Consider the following 16,300-nt stretch of genomic DNA (forward strand, 5'->3'; position numbering starts at 1 on the left):
TAGCTGTATTCGACATTTATTGTAAATTCCCTGCTATCGCCGATAAAAGGCATTGAAACGCCACTAAACCTGTGGGAAACGCCAATAAACGAATGAAAAACGCCACTAAACCCGTGGAAAGCGCCACTAACCATATGAAAATCGCCAACAAGGTTCAATTATTCGCTAATAAAAGCAAAAACAACTTTCTTTACAACCTGAAAAATGAAGCGTATAGTATTTATTTAGCTAGGTAAATAATTAAGGAGAGTGATCATATGAATCCCGTTTTCCATGCTTTATTTCAAAAAAGTCGCTATTTAACAAATTGCTTGAATGAAGTATTGAAACAGCACCAGTTGTATAGCTCGCAATGGACAATTTTATATTGCTTACATACACATGGACCAATGACATTGACACAAATTTGGAAGTATTTGAATGTCGAAGCGCCAAGTATAACGAGAGCTATTTCCAGGCTAGAAACTTTAGGCTGGGTGGAACGAATTGATGGAGAAGATAAGCGCGAAAAAATTGTGACATTATCAGCGATGGCGGAGGAACGACTACCGGAGATTACTGAAACGATTTTAGCGTTTGAAGAGGAAATGGTAGGTTCACTTACTGTTGAAGAGCAGTCACAATTTATAAATCTATTGCAAAAAATGAAAGGTTGATTGATGTGCAGCAAGAGGGCAACACACAAATATGGACGAAGCGGTTCATTAGTTTATTTATAACAAATATATCGGTGTTTTTTGTTTTTTATGGTTTGGTAACGACTTTGCCACTGTATGCGATTGGCGAGCTACACCAAACAGATAAGGAAGCGGGATTACTATTATCAGGTTTCTTATTATCAGCTATCATTGTACGTCCGTTTTCAGGTAAATTATTGGATGTGTTCGGCAAGAAAAAGCTTTTAGTCATTGCGATTGTAGGTTATTTCTTATGTACGATATTATATTTATTTATTCATCCATTTGGTCTTTTATTAGCTTTACGATTTGTACAAGGGATTTTCTTTAGTATTATTACGACAGCAGCAGGTTCTTTAGCAGCAGATATTGTACCGGTCAGTCGCAAAGGCACAGGGCTAGGCTATTTTACAATGTCCACGAATTTAGCAGTTGTAATTGGTCCATTTATCGGTTTACTCCTTATTCAATATAGCAGTTTCAATGTATTATTTATTGTCATGAGTATTTGTGTTTTAGCAGGTGGTATTCTAGCTGTAACGATTAATACAGATGATTTACAGAAACCCGATCATCAAGGGAAACTAACGTTTAAATTCAATGATTTATTTGAACGAAAAGCGTTACCAGTAGCGGCTATTGCCAGCTTGGTTGCGTTTGCCTACGCTAGTGTATTATCATTTTTGTCAGTGTACGCTCAGCAAAAGGATCTAATGTCTGTGGCAAGTTTCTTTTATGCAGTGTTTGCGGCGGCCATGCTAATTACACGACCATATACTGGAAAACTTTATGATACGAAAGGGCCACAATTTGTAATTATCCCAGGTATTATTTCATTTGCAATTGGATTAATCCTCCTTGCGAATGTTTCAGGACCAGCGTTATTCTTATTTTCGGCAGTTTTTGTTGGATTTGGCTACGGAGCGGTAACAACAAGCTTACAAGCACTAGCTGTCCAATCAACGGCCCATACTCGTAGTGGCTATGCAACAGCAACATATTTTACAATGTTTGACCTTGGTATTGCCCTTGGATCATATATTTTAGGGATGCTCGCAGTGCAAGTAGGGTATGCGTCCGTCTATTTAACAGGTGCAGGTGTACTCGGTGTTGTCTTTATCATTTATTTACTGCGTTTAGCAAAATTAAAATCGAAAAAGATGGCACATATTTAGTAGGAAAAACCATTGATAATCCTAGGAATCGCCGATATCCCTAGGCAAATCGCTGGTAGCACTTAGAAAATCGCCGATACCCCTGTGCAAATCGCCGGTAGAACCTAGGAAATCGCCGATACCCCTGTGCAAATCGCCGGTAGAACCTAGGAAATCGCCGATACCCCTAGGCAAATCGCCGGCAGAGCTTAGAAAATCGCCGATACCCTTGGGCAAATCGCCGGCAGAGCCTAGGAAATCGCCGATACCCCTAGGCAAATCGCCGGCAGAGCTTAGAAAATCGCCGATACCCTTGGGCAAATCGCCGGTAGAGCTTAGAAAATCGCCGATAAACCAATAAAAATCGCCCATTACTATTGTAAAGGGCGATTTTATTTTGGCTTTACTATTGAATTCATAAGAAAAACAGTTAGGACATGCCTAACTGTTTTTCTTATAAATTATAAACGACCATAACCTACAAAATATTTCTTCCAGTATGTGCTGTTAATGTTAGCGATGCTAACGCCGCCGTCACTTGCATTAATCATTTGGTTATTTCCAATATAAATACCTGCGTGAGAAATACCTGCTTTATATGTGTTAGCAAAAAATACTAAATCACCTACTTGTGGTGTACTTACTTTTTTCGCTGCAACATAAAAACCAGCTGCTGATTTACGACTTGTCGGAATACCGGCATTGTTATATACATAAGTGATATAGCCTGAGCAATCGAAACCTGTGCTTGGTTTACTACCTCCAAATGTATATTTTACACCTAATTGCTGTTTCGCAACTTGAATAAGATTGACAGGCGTGTTAGCAGGGGTGCTAGGAGCCTTATTAGTTGTGCTATTTAGAGTTAATGTTTGTCCAACTCGAATATTTGATGAAGTTAGGTTATTCCAACTCATCAAAGTTTGATAAGAAATGCCGTTTTGAGTGGCAATCTTCCAAAGGGAATCCCCAGATTTAACTGTATATGTTGCAGCTGATGCTGTGTCAATTGTTGAAAAAAGTACAGAAGAGCCTAAAGCTAATACTGCTAATTTCATCCCCCACTTATTTCGTTTATTCTTTTTCATAATATGTATCCTCCTAAAAACATTAAAACGTATTACTTGGTACAATAATGATATTAACACGCTTATATTACAGTTCTATGTCAACAAAATAACATTAAGGATACATTTAATATAATATTGAAGTGATTTTCAATGAGCGTAAGACTTAAGTATCAAAAAACTAGCCATGCGCAACGCAGGGCTAGTTCTTTTTTTTATTTTGTATTTAATTGGAGCGCAGGACCGAAGAATTCGTAATGAATTTGACCGTCAACGATATTGCATTCATGTAAAGCATTAATAGCTGCTTCCATAAATGGTGTTGGTCCGCAAATGTACACTTGTGTATCTTTCGTTAAAAGAGGGCGTAAAACGTTAGCGTTAATGTACTCATTTTTTTCAGAGTATAACACTTTATGATGTGCATTACTGTCTTTTTTGAATACATTGAACAGTTTGCTTAAACCGGTTGGGCCGTTTAATGCGTTCATTTTATTTTGAATGTCTTCATGGAAAGCAAGAACATTTTCATTACGTGCACATTGAATGAATGTAACGTTTTCTTTGTTTTGAATTGTTTGTAACATCGCATTTAAAGGTGTTACGCCAATCCCACCACTAATGAATAGCACTGGTGCATTTGTTGGTTCATATGTGAATACACCTGCTGGCGCACTAACGTCAATTGTTGTGCCCGGTGTAGCATCGTGTAAAAAGTTTGATACTTTTCCTTTAGGATTGTGCTGGCTTTCACGTTTCACAGAAATACGAAATTCTTGTTCATTACTTGGTTGAGATAAAGTATATTGACGATTTAATAAATATTCTTCTCCTGAAGCAGTTACGCGAATTGAAACATATTGTCCTGGTTTATAAGCGGGTACTTTTGAGCCGTCTGTTGGCTGTAAGTAGAATGATGTAACGTCATCGCTTTCTTTTACAGTGCGAGCAATTTTGAACTGTTTAAATGCACGCCATCCATTATTTTGCTCTGCAGCTTTATATAAATCTTCTTCTACTGAAATAAAGATATCTGCAATTACGCCATAAGCTTTACCCCAAGATTCGATGATTTCGTCAGTTGCCGCATCACCTAACACTTCTTTAATTGCTGCAAGCAAGTATTGACCTACAATCGGATAATGCTCAGGTAAAACCCCAAGACTTACGTGTTTATGTGCAATTTGAACGACTACAGGGACGATTGGTTCTAAGTTGTCGATATGCTGAGCTGCTGCATAAACTGTATTTGCTAAAGCGCCTTGTTGGCGACCTTGAGTTTGGTTTGTGTGATTAAAAATATTTAATAATGATGGATTATCCTTAAATAAGTTGCTATAGAATGTTTTTGTAATGGCTACGCCGTGCACCTCTAATACTGGTACTGTTGATTTAATAACGTTAATTGTGTGTTGATCTAACATGTTGAACACGTCCTTTCGTGATTTACTATATTACTAAACTATCTTTAAAGCAATATATAAAATACATCTTTAACAAAATGGACACAAACATGTATCTATAATACTTCTTTTATTTGAAATTCGTGAGAACCTATTATTATATTATTTTGATATAAATAAAATGAGCAATATAATATTGGAGTTTATGGAATTTTACATACTGCAAAAGAGAATACTTATAGCGGTAGTCATCTATAATTATATTTTTAAAAAATAATTAGTAGATAGGGGAGTTATAGATTTGATTAATATGGTAGCAAACCAGAAGTTAAATGAATTGAAGGTGAAACCAATTTACTGTTCAATCGTAAATATACTAAGAGCTAGAATACATGCAACCCTTTGAAAGTAATACATATATTTCTAATGAGGAGGTTTTCCAATGAATCAATCTAATGCAATAACGGAATGCCCAAAATGCGGTGGAGCAGAATTAGGGAAGGGCAAACATCATGGATATGCCGTGATGCACCCAACGAATAAGATGAGTTTTGGCTCAGAAGTTGAATATATTCTTTGTACTGATTGTGGGTATATCATCGAAAGCTATGTAAAAAAACCAGAAAAATTTAAGGGGACACTTTAGGTTCTATTTAAAACAATCGATGAATATTTGCATTATTGCACTTTATAAATCAAATCATGTTGAGGTCTGTCAAACAGTAATAGCATAAGCAGTGAATTTTTGAGAACACTGAAGCATGAGGTGTTTTCTTTTGAAAAAAATGATGATGCTAATTTTCGCTACTTCTCTATTTTTCATTTTCATTCAAGCTAAAGCAATGATAAATGAATATGAAGAAATTGCAAAGTCTAATATAGTAGATGTTTCCTTATATGCTAAAAAGATGAATGGCGACTATACAGATTTCAAAATAGATTTTCGTGGTAGCATGCTTTCAAGACCTTATTGGATCAACACAGCAAATCCTACTTTTTCACCTTTAATTAAGTATGAGGACATCAATAATGATGGAAAGAATGAGTTGATTATAATTTTGACAAAAGGTACTGGTACAGGAATATTAGAACAAGAAGCACACGTTTTCCATATACAAAATCAAAAAGTAACAAGTCAGTTTGTAGAAGTTACAGTTGAAGTGCTTGTGGATGACCCAATGGCAATTGTATTTAAAAATGTTAAATCCGAATTATTACCAACCACAGCTCAAATTGAAATAGGCGACAAGGAATATACTATTGATATTAAACCGTTAGATATTCAAGCTGATCATTTATTTGCGAATGTCTACTTTGGCAATAAAATCACCTTTGACGTTAAAGATTATCTCTTAATAGCAAAAATCGGAGCTCAAATTGCACCAGCAGGCGGATATATAGGTGATATTCATATCACGTATATGTTCAAAGATAAAATGTACCAAGCAAAATCCATTGAGTTCAAACCATATAAACCATAGTTAAACTAACAGAGGGCGTTATTCCAAAAGGGATAAACGCTTTTTCATTTTGCTCTTTGCATAAACACTTCACTAAACTATCAGATAATATAAAATAATGTTGGATAATATTATTTTTAATGAATAGTATTTAGGCGATGACTATGGCTAAGATACTAGAAAAAAGTGTATAGTAGATGAAAAGGATTGTTAAAAAATTTAAAATTGAGGTTACTTTATGAATAATTATTTATCGCTAAAAGACCATGTTTATAATTATATCGTAGATCAAATTAATAATGGAAATCTGATTGCTGGAAAAAAGGTGAATGAAAGTGCTATTAGCGAAAGCCTAAATGTCAGCAGGACACCGGTCAGAGAGGCGTTAATACAACTTTCTTCCGAAGGGCTATTAGAAAATGTGCCGAGAAAAGGCTTTGTCATTAAAAACCTAACGACGGAAGAAGCCAAAGAAACGTATTTTATTATCGGGGCATTGGATGGCTTGGCGGCTGCTTTAGCGGCACCTTTTTTAACTGAGAAACATATGAATGAAATGGAGTTTTATATTCAAAGTATTGATTTGGCCATTAATACTGGCAATTTCTCTATGTATCATAAAATGCAGGAAGCTTTTCATGGCGTGTATTTATCGGTTTGCCCAAACAAAAGTCTTGTAAACCTGCTATTACAATTAGAAAAGAAGTTTTTGAAAAACTTTCATCATGCTGATGAACCAGAAATTACAAAAAAACGACTGTCTCAAACAAACAATGAACATCGAAAAATGGTAGAACTATTTAAAAAAGGCGAGATAGTTGAATTAGAGAGATACATGAAAGAAGTACATTGGAATATTGATAAAGCAGAGCTTATACCACTTTAGGTGCTAATTTGCTCGCTTAAACATAAAAAGTAATTCTGTTTTTAAATAAACAGAATTATTTTTTTGTTGAAAAAATTTAAATATAATATACAATATACAATATACAGAAATGAATGATTCAGTTTACCCTTAAAATTTTAATAGAACAAGAGATTAGGGTGAAAATTAAAAAAATCAGCTTTTTAGGAGGATATACAGTGAACAGTAAAAATTTTGATTTAGCTAAACAATTGCGTCACGAATTACATCAACACCCCGAACTTTCTAATGAAGAAGTATGGACAAAACAGCATTTAATTGAGTTTTTGAAAACGTATACAAAGTTAGTAATTGTTGATAAAGGAAATTGGTTTTATGCCATTTATCATGCAGAATCAGCTAAGCAAAATATTGCTTTCCGTGCTGATTATGATGCATTGCCGATGGATGAAGTGATTGATCTTCCATGGGCTTCTCAATTCCCAGGAAAAGCACATAAATGCGGTCATGATGGACATGCAGCGACATTAGCGGCATTTGCACTTGAAGTTGATCAGATGGGTGCCGATAAAAACATCTTTTTCCTCTTCCAGCCAGCGGAAGAAACAGGGGATGGGGCAATTCAATGTGTTGATTTCATTAAGGAACACAATATTGATGAAATTTTCGCTTACCATAACATGAGTGGACTTCCTTACAAAACGGTAGGAATTATTGATGGTACTGCTTTATGTGCATCAAAAGGAATGACCATTCATATGAAAGGTTCACCTACACATGCTAGTCAGCCAGAAAAGGGCATCAATCCAGCGTTTGCCATTGCAAATATTGTGAATGCAATTCCTAAATTTATTTCCCCTAAATTAAATAAAGGACTTGTTCTTTGTACAGTTGTACAAATCGATGTAGGTGAACACGCTTTTGGAATTGCTGCATCGACAGGTGATCTTCGTTTAACAATACGTGCCCTTTACGAAGATGAGCTGGATAGACTACAAGAAAATCTTGAAAATTTTGCAAAAGATCAAGCACAACAATACGGTTTGCATGTAAGTTTTGATTATAATGATGAATTCCCTGAAACGTTCAATCATAAAGAAAGTGCAGACAAAATACGTGCCGTTGCGAAATCGGAAGGAATGACATTACTTGAACTAGATGAAGCTTTTCGTGGATCCGAAGATTTTGGCCATTTTACAAAGCTAACAAAGGGAGCTTACTGCTTCATTGGTAATGGAGAAGATTACCCGCATGTTCATACACATGAATATGATTTCCGTGACGAATTGATTGAATCAGGCGTGAATCTATTTAAAGCATTAATTAAATAAACGAGTAAGAGGGATTTGGAGGATTTTTTATGTCAGCAAAGGAAAAACAAAAAGGCATTAATTTCCCACATGTTTACATAATGTTTATGCTAGTAATGCTACTAGTTGTGTTACTATCGTGGATTGTTCCGAGTGGGGAGTATGAACGGATAGTAAATCCAGATACGGGTATTACCGAACTAAACACTGACAATTTTTCATATGTGGAGCAAGCAAAGCCGATAGGATTCATGGATTTTTTCACAGCTTTACATAACGGGGTTGTACAATCAGCAGATATCATTGTGATGTTGCTATTTGCAAGTGGAGCGCTATTTATTCTTGAAAAGTCTGGTGCGATTGCAGCAGGTATCCATAAATTATTAAGCGTCGCAGCAGGAAAAGAAAAACTAATTATCATCTCATTGCTCGTACTGTTCTCCGTATTAGGAACAATTGGGTTCGGGGAAGGGGGTATTCCATTCATTCCGCTTGCGATGGCAGTCGTCATGGGATTGGGATATGACCGCATCACAGCTTTTGCTATCCCGACAGTTGGTTTAGCCATTGGTTTTACAGCTGGAGTTGTTAATTTCTATACGACAGGTGTAAGTCAAACGATTGTTGGCTTACCTATCTATTCTGGACTAGTATTTCGTATCGTTGCTTTAATCGTCTTTATTATTATTTCAATGATTTACATTCTGCGCTATGCGAATAAAACAAAAGCAGATCCAAGTAAAAGTATTGTTGCAGCTGAATATTTAGAAGAAATTGAGAATACAAAAACAGCTGAGTATGAAGAAGAAGAATTTACAATGTCAAGAAAGTTGGCATTATTAGGTTTAGTTGTCGTTTTAGTTGGAAGTGCATTCGGTGCTATTAAACTAGGGTGGGGGATGCCTGAACTTTCTGCTGTCTATGCTATTTACGCTGTCTTATTAGTTATCATTTTAAAACTTAAACCTAGTGAGGCCGCTGAAACGTTCGGTGTTGGCGCAGCGAGACTTTTACCTACAGGGCTTGCAATCGGGTTTGCTCGTTCGGTCATGATTTTAATGACGCAAGCACAAATAATTGATACAGCGGTGCATTCATTATCTAATATATTAAACAATACGGGAACGATTATTACTTTATTAGTACTATTTATCGTTGTTATTTTCTTTAACTTCTTCGTTGTTTCGGGAAGCGGTAAGGCAATTATTTTAATGCCAATTATGGGACCTTTAGGGAAAATATTAGGGATTAATCAACAAGTAATGGTTGTCGTGTATCAATTCGGTGACGGCTTTACGAATTATTTATGGCCGACTTCTGGAGGGCTCATGGCAGCGCTGGGCATGTCGAATGTCAGCTATTCTGCTTGGGTTAAATTTTCGATGAAACTATTCCTTATACTACATTTTGCGGCATTTATCTTAATATTAATCGCTCATTATATGGGGTTAGGACCATTTTAATAGATTAGTTCATTCAAAACTTTGAAGTTTTACTCAAACTATTAAACTATAAAGGAGATAGCAACATGATGAATATTTTAGACCATTCTAAGAAATATGAAGAACAAATTATAAAAGATCGTCGCTATTTACATCAATATCCAGAAATTGGCTTTGAACTACCGAACACACAAAAGTATATCCAACAACGACTTGATGAAATGGGTATAGCACATAAGCAATGTGGAGTAGTACCACATGAAATTAAAGAAAAATATGCAAAAGCAGGATTTGGTTCGCAAGATCAATGTACGGGTGTAGTTGCGACAATTGGACAGGGGGCTCCTTGTATTCTTCTTCGCGCAGATATGGATGCATTACCAATTCAAGAAGAAGTAGATTGTGAGTTTACATCCAAAAATCCGGGTGTAATGCATGCTTGTGGTCATGACTCACATGTGGCTATGCTTTTAGGTGCAGCACAAATTTTAAAGGACCATGAAGCGGAGTTACAGGGGACCGTTAAATTATTGTTCCAACCTGGAGAAGAGTGGGGTTATGGCTCAAAACTAATGATTGATGATGGTTTGCTGCAAAATCCAAAAGTGGATGCTGCATTTGGAATTCACATTATGCCAGATCAACAAGCTGGCACATTATCTGTCCATAAAGGGACGTTAACACAAGCGATGGATACGTATATCGTCAATATTCAAGGAAATGGTGGACATAGCTCACAGCCCCATAAAACAATTGATTCGAATATGATTATGAATCAACTGTATACAAGTTTGAACCTATTAATGACACGGGAAGCTGATCCAAATCATAGTGTGACATTTTCAGTAGGTGCTATGGCTGGCGGTACAGCGACAAATATTATTCCAGACAAAGCAGTTTTACAAGGAAATATGAGAAGCTATGATCAACAAACACGTGACCATTTATGTAAACGCATCCCAGAGATGATAGACCATACTGTAAAAGCATGGCGTGGAGAATATCATACAATCGAATTCCATACGCCAACAACATATAACAATCCGGAATTTATTGATGCTATTACGCCATTTTTAGAAAATGTAGTAGGAGCCGAAAATGTGGTGGATAACGGATATCTTGGTGGATCAGAAGACTTTTCTTACATCTCGCAAGAAGTACCTTCTGCATTTGTGGTGCTAGGAACAGGAAAAGAAGGCGAGGCACCTGTGCACAACCCTCGTATGCGTCAAAATGAGGCCATTTTTAAATATGGTGCTGCCTTACATGCAAATGTAGCAATTGAATGGTTAAAACAACAGCATAAATAAGAATCTACTTTGAAAACAGTTCAGCCGGAGCTTTCTGGTTGGGCTGTTTTTAATGAGCAGTTGCCGTTAATGCTCAAATAGAGCTTGAATAATTCTAGTAAAGTATTCTAATAATTCAATTAAGATATTGACAACAATGCGCCATTTTGATATTCTTTAACACGTTAGTAGTTTAGTAAGAGAAAGCGAAACTATTATTTCTATTAATTAATATAAAATGTTAGGGGATATTAGATAATGAAGCGCATTTTCACAATACTTTGCATGCTTACAGCGGTACTAGCTTTAGCAGCTTGCGGCACTTCTGGAGAAAAATCGAGTTCAGCTGATGGCTCGAAGGATTCAGATAAGTCAACAGAAAAAGTAATAATCGGAATTGATGATAAGTTTGCACCATTAGGATTCCGTGATGATAAAAATGAAATCGTAGGCTTTGATATTGACTTAGCACGTGCTGCTGCTGAACATATGGGAGTGGAAGCTGAATTCCAACCAATCGATTGGAAAACGAAAGAGGCTGAGTTGATTAGTGGTCGCATCGATTTAATTTGGAATGGTTATACAATTACAGACGAGCGTAAAGAAAAGGTGTTATTTACAAAGCCTTATTTAGAAAATGCGCAAGCAGTAATGACATTAAAAAAATCTACTATTAACAGTCTTAGCGATTTAGCAGGACAAGAAATCGGACTTCAAGCACAGTCTTCTGCTGCAGAGGCACTAAATGCAAACCCAATTCACAAAGAAGTGAAAAACGTCACAGAGTTTGCAGATAATGTGTTAGCTTTAACAGATTTAAAAACAGGCCGTTTGGATGCTGTCATTATTGATGCAGTGGTAGCGGAATACTACATGACGCAAGAGCCTGAAACATTCAAACTATTAGATGAATCATTAGCACCTGAGCAATATGGAATTGGCGTCAAACCAGGAAACGAAGCATTATTAGAAAAGCTACAAGCCGCTTTAGATAAAATGAATGAAGATGGCACAGCTGCAGAAATTTCTACAAAGTGGTTTGGTGAAGATAAGGTGTTGAAATAAAGGAATTCCTTTATTCGTACAAGATAATTGAATGTTATCAGTCAGTAAGAGTTTCCTCGTGAAACTCTTATACTTTTTGGAGGGAAAATAGTTATGGCGGACTACTGGCAAACAATGATTTTGCCGATGCTAGAAGGCGCAAAAATGACGGTGCTGCTGTTCATTGTAGCCATCCTTGTATCGATTCCATTTGGGTTCTTGCTTACATTAGCTGTGAAAAGTCGTATTAAACCATTGTCTTGGTTTGCTCAAACGTATATTTATGTCATGCGCGGTACACCGCTGTTACTACAATTGTTATTAATTTGCTTCGGATTACCGATGGTGCCAGTGATTGGTGAATATATGGTTCTTGATCGCTTTGTTGCCGCCTGTCTTGGTTTTATTTTAAATTACGCTGCGTACTTTGCAGAAATATTCCGAGGTGGTTTATTGGCAATAGATAAAGGTCAATACGAAGCGGCACAAGTACTAGGTTTGTCAAAATGGCAAACAACGACACGTATTATTTTGCCACAAATGTTTCGTGTAGCGTTACCTGCATTATCGAATGAATCCGTTACATTAATTAAAGATACGGCACTTCTTTACGCTGTAGCTGTACCAGAATTGCTGCATTTTGCACAAACAGCAGTAAACCGTGACTTTACGATTGTGCCTTTCTTTATTGCTGGCGCTATTTATTTAGTGATGACGCTTGTCTTAACGATATTCTTTAAGTGGCTAGAAAAACGTTTTAAATTTGAATAGAGGTGACATAAATGGCACTGCTTGAAGTATCGAATTTGAAGAAATCCTTTGGTGAGTTAGAGGTGTTAAAGACAATCACCTTTAATATAGAAAAGAACGATGTCGTGGCTGTTATTGGTCCGTCTGGGTCTGGTAAAAGTACCATGCTACGAAGCTTAATTCATTTAGAAGAAATTAATGGGGGAAGCATTTGTGTCGATGGCGATTATTTAGTACAAGACGGAACATATGCCAAGCAACAAGATATTAAAAAAATGACAGCGAAAATGGGCATGGTATTTCAGCACTTTAACCTATTTCCCCATTTAACAGTACAGCAAAACCTTGAAGTAGCACCAGGCTTACTAAAAACGGAGTCATCAGATGCCATTGCACGTCGCTGTCAAGATTTACTGCAAAAAATCGGGCTTGCTGACAAAGCACATGTCTACCCAGCGAATTTATCTGGTGGGCAAAAACAGCGTGTAGCCATTGCGCGAGCGCTTATGATGAATCCACAGATTTTATTATTTGATGAGCCGACTTCTGCACTTGATCCAGAACTGACAGGTGAAGTATTAAAGGTTATGAAGGATTTAGCAGAAGAACATATGACAATGATTGTTGTGACGCACGAAATGGGCTTTGCACGTGAAGTCGCAAACAAAGTTGTCTTTATGGATGGTGGCGACATTATCGAGGCAAATCATCCAGAAGAATTCTTTACTAATCCACAGCATGAACGGACGAAAGCATTTTTACAAAGGAATTTGAAATAATGTAAAAGCTGTCTCATTTGAGATGGCTTTTCTTATAGATATCAATACTGGCGTTGATTTCCGCTACAGGTGGACGCTTTCCGCGGGCACTCCGTAAGCCGCAACCCTCGCTACGCGTGGATTGTTGCGTCTTACGTTCTGTGCGTTCCCGCAGGAGTCGCCACCCTTCGCTCCAAACAACTCTGATAAACGTTAAGCTTCAAAAGAATACAAAAATAGAAGGCATCGAGTTACTTCACGATGTCTTTTTTTATAGCGATAAATACTGGCGTTGATTTCCGCGGATACACATTAACGCTAGGATGACCCTTCTAGAATCTCCAATAAAACTTAAGGTAACGCCACGAAAACCTCGGGAATCGCCACGAAAACCTTAAGAAACGCCACTAAACTAATAGCAATCGCCATTACGTAAAATTTGCAAGAAAATCTACATAAAATTTATTGACACTTTTTATAGTGAGAATTTAGAATAATTTTAAAAAAATCTTCTCTTGAAAAACTTTAATTGTCTTGTAGAGAACTAAAAGGATTTATATACATAAATCTATTTTAATTTTCCAACATGACCATCCCTTAACTTCGAAACAACCTACAGAATACCTCTCTTTACAATAAGAGAGCCCATCCATGTTGGAATTAATTTTAACAACTACATAGCAAGGAGGTGAACGCTATCAATAAAAAATTGGGAGTCTTTTTATCACTGATTATTTTCTTTTTTTGTTATTTTGCCTTCGGACAATTGGTAATAAAAAGTGACAACCAATATATAAAAGTAGCTGTACTGGATAGTGGTATTAATAAAGATTTGAATTTTTTTCAAGGAATCGCATTTGAAGAATTCAATCTAATTCATCCTGGGGAAAAGATTGTTGATGATTTTAATCATGGTACGCCAGTCGCGGGAATTATTGTAGGGGAAGGTGATGCTCCAATTGGTAGAGAGTTAAAAATATATGATATTAAATTGTTAGATGAAAAGGGCAATGGTTCAATTGAGCATTTAATAGAAGCTATTAAATGGTGTATGGATAAAAAGGTAGATTTTATGAATATTAGTTTTGGCTTTCAAACGCCAAATGCTGAACTAGAATCTATTATTGAAAAAGCAATAGAGCAAGGGATTACCATTGTCGCCGCCGCTGGCAATACATATGGTTTAGCAACCGACTACCCAGCAAAATTGGATGGTGTACTGTCCATCGGTTCAATGAATGAAAAAAATAAACGATCATCTTTTTCAGCTATTGGAAAAATTGATTTTGTTTTTAAGGGGGAAGATGTACAAAGTATTAATCATAATGGTCAAGCATCTGTCTTTACAGGAACCTCTTTTGCAGCTGCTTATGCAACACATCTATTCATTCAGTTGAAAGAGACATATAAAGAAGTTGAGACAAAAGATTTTAACTCATTTATACAACAATATACTGTGACAAAAGATTTTTGGAATGAAGCTGAATATGGCAAAGGTACAATATTTATACAATAATAAAGGGGAAATGAAACGATGAAATGGAAAAAACACTTCATATCTATTATTATTGCAGGGTTGCTATTTGCAAATATTGGGCCCAATTTAATTGCTGCACAGGAATATGATTTCGTGTCAGAAGAGCCTCTTGTGATGGTTTCAATAGATGATATATATGACGTTAATCCAGAAGAATACCAACAAGAATTGTACGATGAATTAAATAAAAATCTTATATATTCAGATGATAGTACGATAAATATTCGGAATATTGAAATACATAATAACGAATTACTTGTTCAAACAACTTTTGAGTCCGAGGATTTGAAGGCGGATTTAGACATCAAGTTTGATAGTGAAAGCGAAGAAATAGTAATCGATAGTGTTATCGAAGAAAACGGCACTGTAGAGCAAAACCATTATCGTGTGACGATGCAACAACTGGAAGATGGCCATTACAGTACGATATTTACGGATTTAGAAACGCATGAAACGTATGAAGCCAATCCTGCAAGGTTAGAGGCATCGATAATACATGCCATTGTATACAGAATCGGTAGTGCGATTATTCATTATACAGTAACAAAAATCGGGACTAAGAAAATCCTGCAAATTGGCAAACGCTCATTTTACAGCAAGTCAAAAGATGCAGCGAAAAAAGCTGTAGCCAACTTTACAGATATCACGTTGGATGTAGGTGGTGGTAAAAAGGTTTATTTTACGAAAGCTAAAATGAGACACATTTTAGAAAATCATCATCCAAATTATTGGACTGGAAATGAAGGGAAATCGTTTTTTGATCCAGATTTATCGGTTAATGATATTAAAAATATTGTTACAACAGTAATAGATAAGAATAAATTTGCTATATCTAGAAGATTAATTGATGGAAAAGATATAAATGTGTTTGCTAAAGTGAATGGAATTGAATATAAAGTTGCAATTAATAAGTATGGACACGTCAGTTCTGCATACCCTGTCGGAAAATAAATAGAAAGTATGGTGTTTAGTATGGATACTCTAAAGATCGCAACATTTATTGGGAGAGAAGATATAAATGTTCCTATTTATAAAATCGAAAGTTTTCCTATTACAAATCCATTAGCCGTGGAATTGGCACAGAAGATATTAGAAGAAAACGAAGGTGATTACTTATGTGGCTTTGTAAGCTTGATTTATAATAATGTGGTGATTTTTGGAGAAGAACAAATAACGGAAAGTTTATTAGATACGTGGAGTAGTTTAAGTAATATTTTAGAAAGTAGATATGATGGGAGCAAAGAGGAGATAAATTTTTTGGATAATTATCCCTATTTTTATACTACAATTCAAGAAGTTGATCAATTTTATGAAATACAACTAGATTGTCACCAACGCTTTCTAGTTCCTATCGAACTTTACAAAAATGAAGTGAAAAAGGAATTTTTTAAATTTGTGGAATTCTGTAAAAATGAGAAATTACAGTTTTCTGAGGAGAGTTCTTATCGTGGACTTTTAGAAACTTACGAAGAATTAATTCAAAATGAAGAGGAAAAAACTTAGATGGCAAAATATATACAGGAGACTGCTTGAATTTATCAAGC

The 16,300-nt window shown here is 36.0% G+C and carries 17 protein-coding genes; 14 read left to right on the forward strand and 3 right to left on the reverse strand.

What is annotated here, in order from left to right; genetic code table 11:
• The first annotated feature begins 257 nt into the window (after positions 1–257).
• The gene (locus ACQKNX_RS02780) at positions 258–656 is read left to right on the forward strand and encodes a MarR family winged helix-turn-helix transcriptional regulator (RefSeq protein ID WP_427427463.1); all 399 of its coding nucleotides are present in this window, start codon (positions 258–260) and stop codon (positions 654–656) included.
• The gene (locus ACQKNX_RS02785; protein WP_427428255.1) at positions 656–1,852 is read left to right on the forward strand and encodes an MFS transporter; all 1,197 of its coding nucleotides are present in this window, start codon (positions 656–658) and stop codon (positions 1,850–1,852) included. The genes ACQKNX_RS02780 and ACQKNX_RS02785 overlap by 1 nt, the downstream gene beginning before the upstream one ends.
• 21 nt (positions 1,853–1,873) lie before the next feature.
• On the opposite strand, the gene ACQKNX_RS02790 is transcribed toward ACQKNX_RS02785, so the two are convergent.
• The 3 genes from ACQKNX_RS02790 to hmpA all read right to left on the reverse strand — a co-directional run bounded on the left by ACQKNX_RS02790 (position 1,874) and on the right by hmpA (position 4,322).
• Positions 1,874–2,203, reverse strand: a complete 330-nt coding sequence (locus ACQKNX_RS02790; RefSeq protein WP_427427464.1) for a hypothetical protein — start codon at positions 2,201–2,203, stop codon at positions 1,874–1,876.
• 89 nt (positions 2,204–2,292) lie between these two features.
• Entirely contained in the window at positions 2,293–2,919 is a 627-nt protein-coding gene (locus tag ACQKNX_RS02795; protein ID WP_427427465.1) for a C40 family peptidase, read from the reverse strand.
• A gap of 194 nt (positions 2,920–3,113) precedes the next feature.
• Complete coding sequence (gene hmpA, locus ACQKNX_RS02800; protein WP_427427466.1) at positions 3,114–4,322, reverse strand: NO-inducible flavohemoprotein; 1,209 nt, start codon at positions 4,320–4,322, stop codon at positions 3,114–3,116.
• A gap of 421 nt (positions 4,323–4,743) precedes the next feature.
• Between hmpA and ACQKNX_RS02805 the strand changes: the two genes are divergently transcribed.
• The 12 genes from ACQKNX_RS02805 to ACQKNX_RS02860 all read left to right on the forward strand — a co-directional run bounded on the left by ACQKNX_RS02805 (position 4,744) and on the right by ACQKNX_RS02860 (position 16,259).
• A complete protein-coding gene (locus ACQKNX_RS02805) occupies positions 4,744–4,947 on the forward strand; it encodes a transcription initiation factor TFIIIB (RefSeq protein ID WP_340824964.1) in 204 nt (67 codons plus the stop codon).
• A gap of 130 nt (positions 4,948–5,077) precedes the next feature.
• Positions 5,078–5,782 (forward strand): hypothetical protein, encoded by a 705-nt coding sequence (locus ACQKNX_RS02810; protein ID WP_427427467.1) that lies wholly within the window; start codon positions 5,078–5,080, stop codon positions 5,780–5,782.
• 217 nt (positions 5,783–5,999) lie between these two features.
• The gene (locus ACQKNX_RS02815) at positions 6,000–6,647 is read left to right on the forward strand and encodes a GntR family transcriptional regulator (protein WP_340824960.1); all 648 of its coding nucleotides are present in this window, start codon (positions 6,000–6,002) and stop codon (positions 6,645–6,647) included.
• Between the two features lie 197 nt (positions 6,648–6,844).
• On the forward strand, positions 6,845–7,957 hold the full coding sequence (locus tag ACQKNX_RS02820; RefSeq protein WP_427427468.1) for a M20 metallopeptidase family protein: 1,113 nt from the start codon (positions 6,845–6,847) through the stop codon (positions 7,955–7,957).
• Positions 7,958–7,986: 29 nt separating this feature from the next.
• Positions 7,987–9,399, forward strand: coding sequence for a YfcC family protein (locus ACQKNX_RS02825; RefSeq protein WP_427427469.1), 1,413 nt, complete (start codon positions 7,987–7,989; stop codon positions 9,397–9,399).
• 65 nt (positions 9,400–9,464) lie between these two features.
• A complete protein-coding gene (locus ACQKNX_RS02830) occupies positions 9,465–10,688 on the forward strand; it encodes a M20 metallopeptidase family protein (protein WP_427427470.1) in 1,224 nt (407 codons plus the stop codon).
• Between the two features lie 237 nt (positions 10,689–10,925).
• On the forward strand, positions 10,926–11,732 hold the full coding sequence (locus ACQKNX_RS02835; protein ID WP_427427471.1) for a transporter substrate-binding domain-containing protein: 807 nt from the start codon (positions 10,926–10,928) through the stop codon (positions 11,730–11,732).
• A 93-nt stretch (positions 11,733–11,825) separates the two neighbouring features.
• On the forward strand, positions 11,826–12,482 hold the full coding sequence (locus ACQKNX_RS02840) for an amino acid ABC transporter permease (protein WP_427427472.1): 657 nt from the start codon (positions 11,826–11,828) through the stop codon (positions 12,480–12,482).
• Positions 12,483–12,493: 11 nt separating this feature from the next.
• Complete coding sequence (locus ACQKNX_RS02845; RefSeq protein ID WP_427427473.1) at positions 12,494–13,240, forward strand: amino acid ABC transporter ATP-binding protein; 747 nt, start codon at positions 12,494–12,496, stop codon at positions 13,238–13,240.
• Between the two features lie 745 nt (positions 13,241–13,985).
• Complete coding sequence (locus tag ACQKNX_RS02850) at positions 13,986–14,735, forward strand: S8 family peptidase (RefSeq protein ID WP_427427474.1); 750 nt, start codon at positions 13,986–13,988, stop codon at positions 14,733–14,735.
• A gap of 18 nt (positions 14,736–14,753) precedes the next feature.
• A complete protein-coding gene (locus ACQKNX_RS02855) occupies positions 14,754–15,707 on the forward strand; it encodes an SAR2788 family putative toxin (RefSeq protein ID WP_427427475.1) in 954 nt (317 codons plus the stop codon).
• Between the two features lie 21 nt (positions 15,708–15,728).
• Complete coding sequence (locus ACQKNX_RS02860; protein ID WP_427427476.1) at positions 15,729–16,259, forward strand: hypothetical protein; 531 nt, start codon at positions 15,729–15,731, stop codon at positions 16,257–16,259.
• Positions 16,260–16,300: the final 41 nt, after the last annotated feature.

This window comes from Lysinibacillus sp. NPDC093712 (assembly GCF_050280025.1).
Classification (GTDB): Bacteria; Bacillota; Bacilli; order Bacillales_A; family Planococcaceae; genus Lysinibacillus.

What these genes read in the sequence shown, in the direction of transcription:
- hmpA (WP_427427466.1), bottom strand. Translation starts at nt 4,322, where the DNA reads ATGTTAGATCAACACACAATTAACGTTATTAAATCAACAGTACCAGTA.
- ACQKNX_RS02795 (WP_427427465.1), bottom strand. Translation starts at nt 2,919, where the DNA reads ATGAAAAAGAATAAACGAAATAAGTGGGGGATGAAATTAGCAGTATTA.
- ACQKNX_RS02805 (WP_340824964.1), top strand. Translation starts at nt 4,744, where the DNA reads ATGAATCAATCTAATGCAATAACGGAATGCCCAAAATGCGGTGGAGCA.
- ACQKNX_RS02790 (WP_427427464.1), bottom strand. Translation starts at nt 2,203, where the DNA reads ATGGGCGATTTTTATTGGTTTATCGGCGATTTTCTAAGCTCTACCGGC.
- ACQKNX_RS02830 (WP_427427470.1), top strand. Translation starts at nt 9,465, where the DNA reads ATGATGAATATTTTAGACCATTCTAAGAAATATGAAGAACAAATTATA.
- ACQKNX_RS02780 (WP_427427463.1), top strand. Translation starts at nt 258, where the DNA reads ATGAATCCCGTTTTCCATGCTTTATTTCAAAAAAGTCGCTATTTAACA.
- ACQKNX_RS02815 (WP_340824960.1), top strand. Translation starts at nt 6,000, where the DNA reads ATGAATAATTATTTATCGCTAAAAGACCATGTTTATAATTATATCGTA.
- ACQKNX_RS02840 (WP_427427472.1), top strand. Translation starts at nt 11,826, where the DNA reads ATGGCGGACTACTGGCAAACAATGATTTTGCCGATGCTAGAAGGCGCA.
- ACQKNX_RS02860 (WP_427427476.1), top strand. Translation starts at nt 15,729, where the DNA reads ATGGATACTCTAAAGATCGCAACATTTATTGGGAGAGAAGATATAAAT.
- ACQKNX_RS02835 (WP_427427471.1), top strand. Translation starts at nt 10,926, where the DNA reads ATGAAGCGCATTTTCACAATACTTTGCATGCTTACAGCGGTACTAGCT.
- ACQKNX_RS02845 (WP_427427473.1), top strand. Translation starts at nt 12,494, where the DNA reads ATGGCACTGCTTGAAGTATCGAATTTGAAGAAATCCTTTGGTGAGTTA.
- ACQKNX_RS02825 (WP_427427469.1), top strand. Translation starts at nt 7,987, where the DNA reads ATGTCAGCAAAGGAAAAACAAAAAGGCATTAATTTCCCACATGTTTAC.
- ACQKNX_RS02855 (WP_427427475.1), top strand. Translation starts at nt 14,754, where the DNA reads ATGAAATGGAAAAAACACTTCATATCTATTATTATTGCAGGGTTGCTA.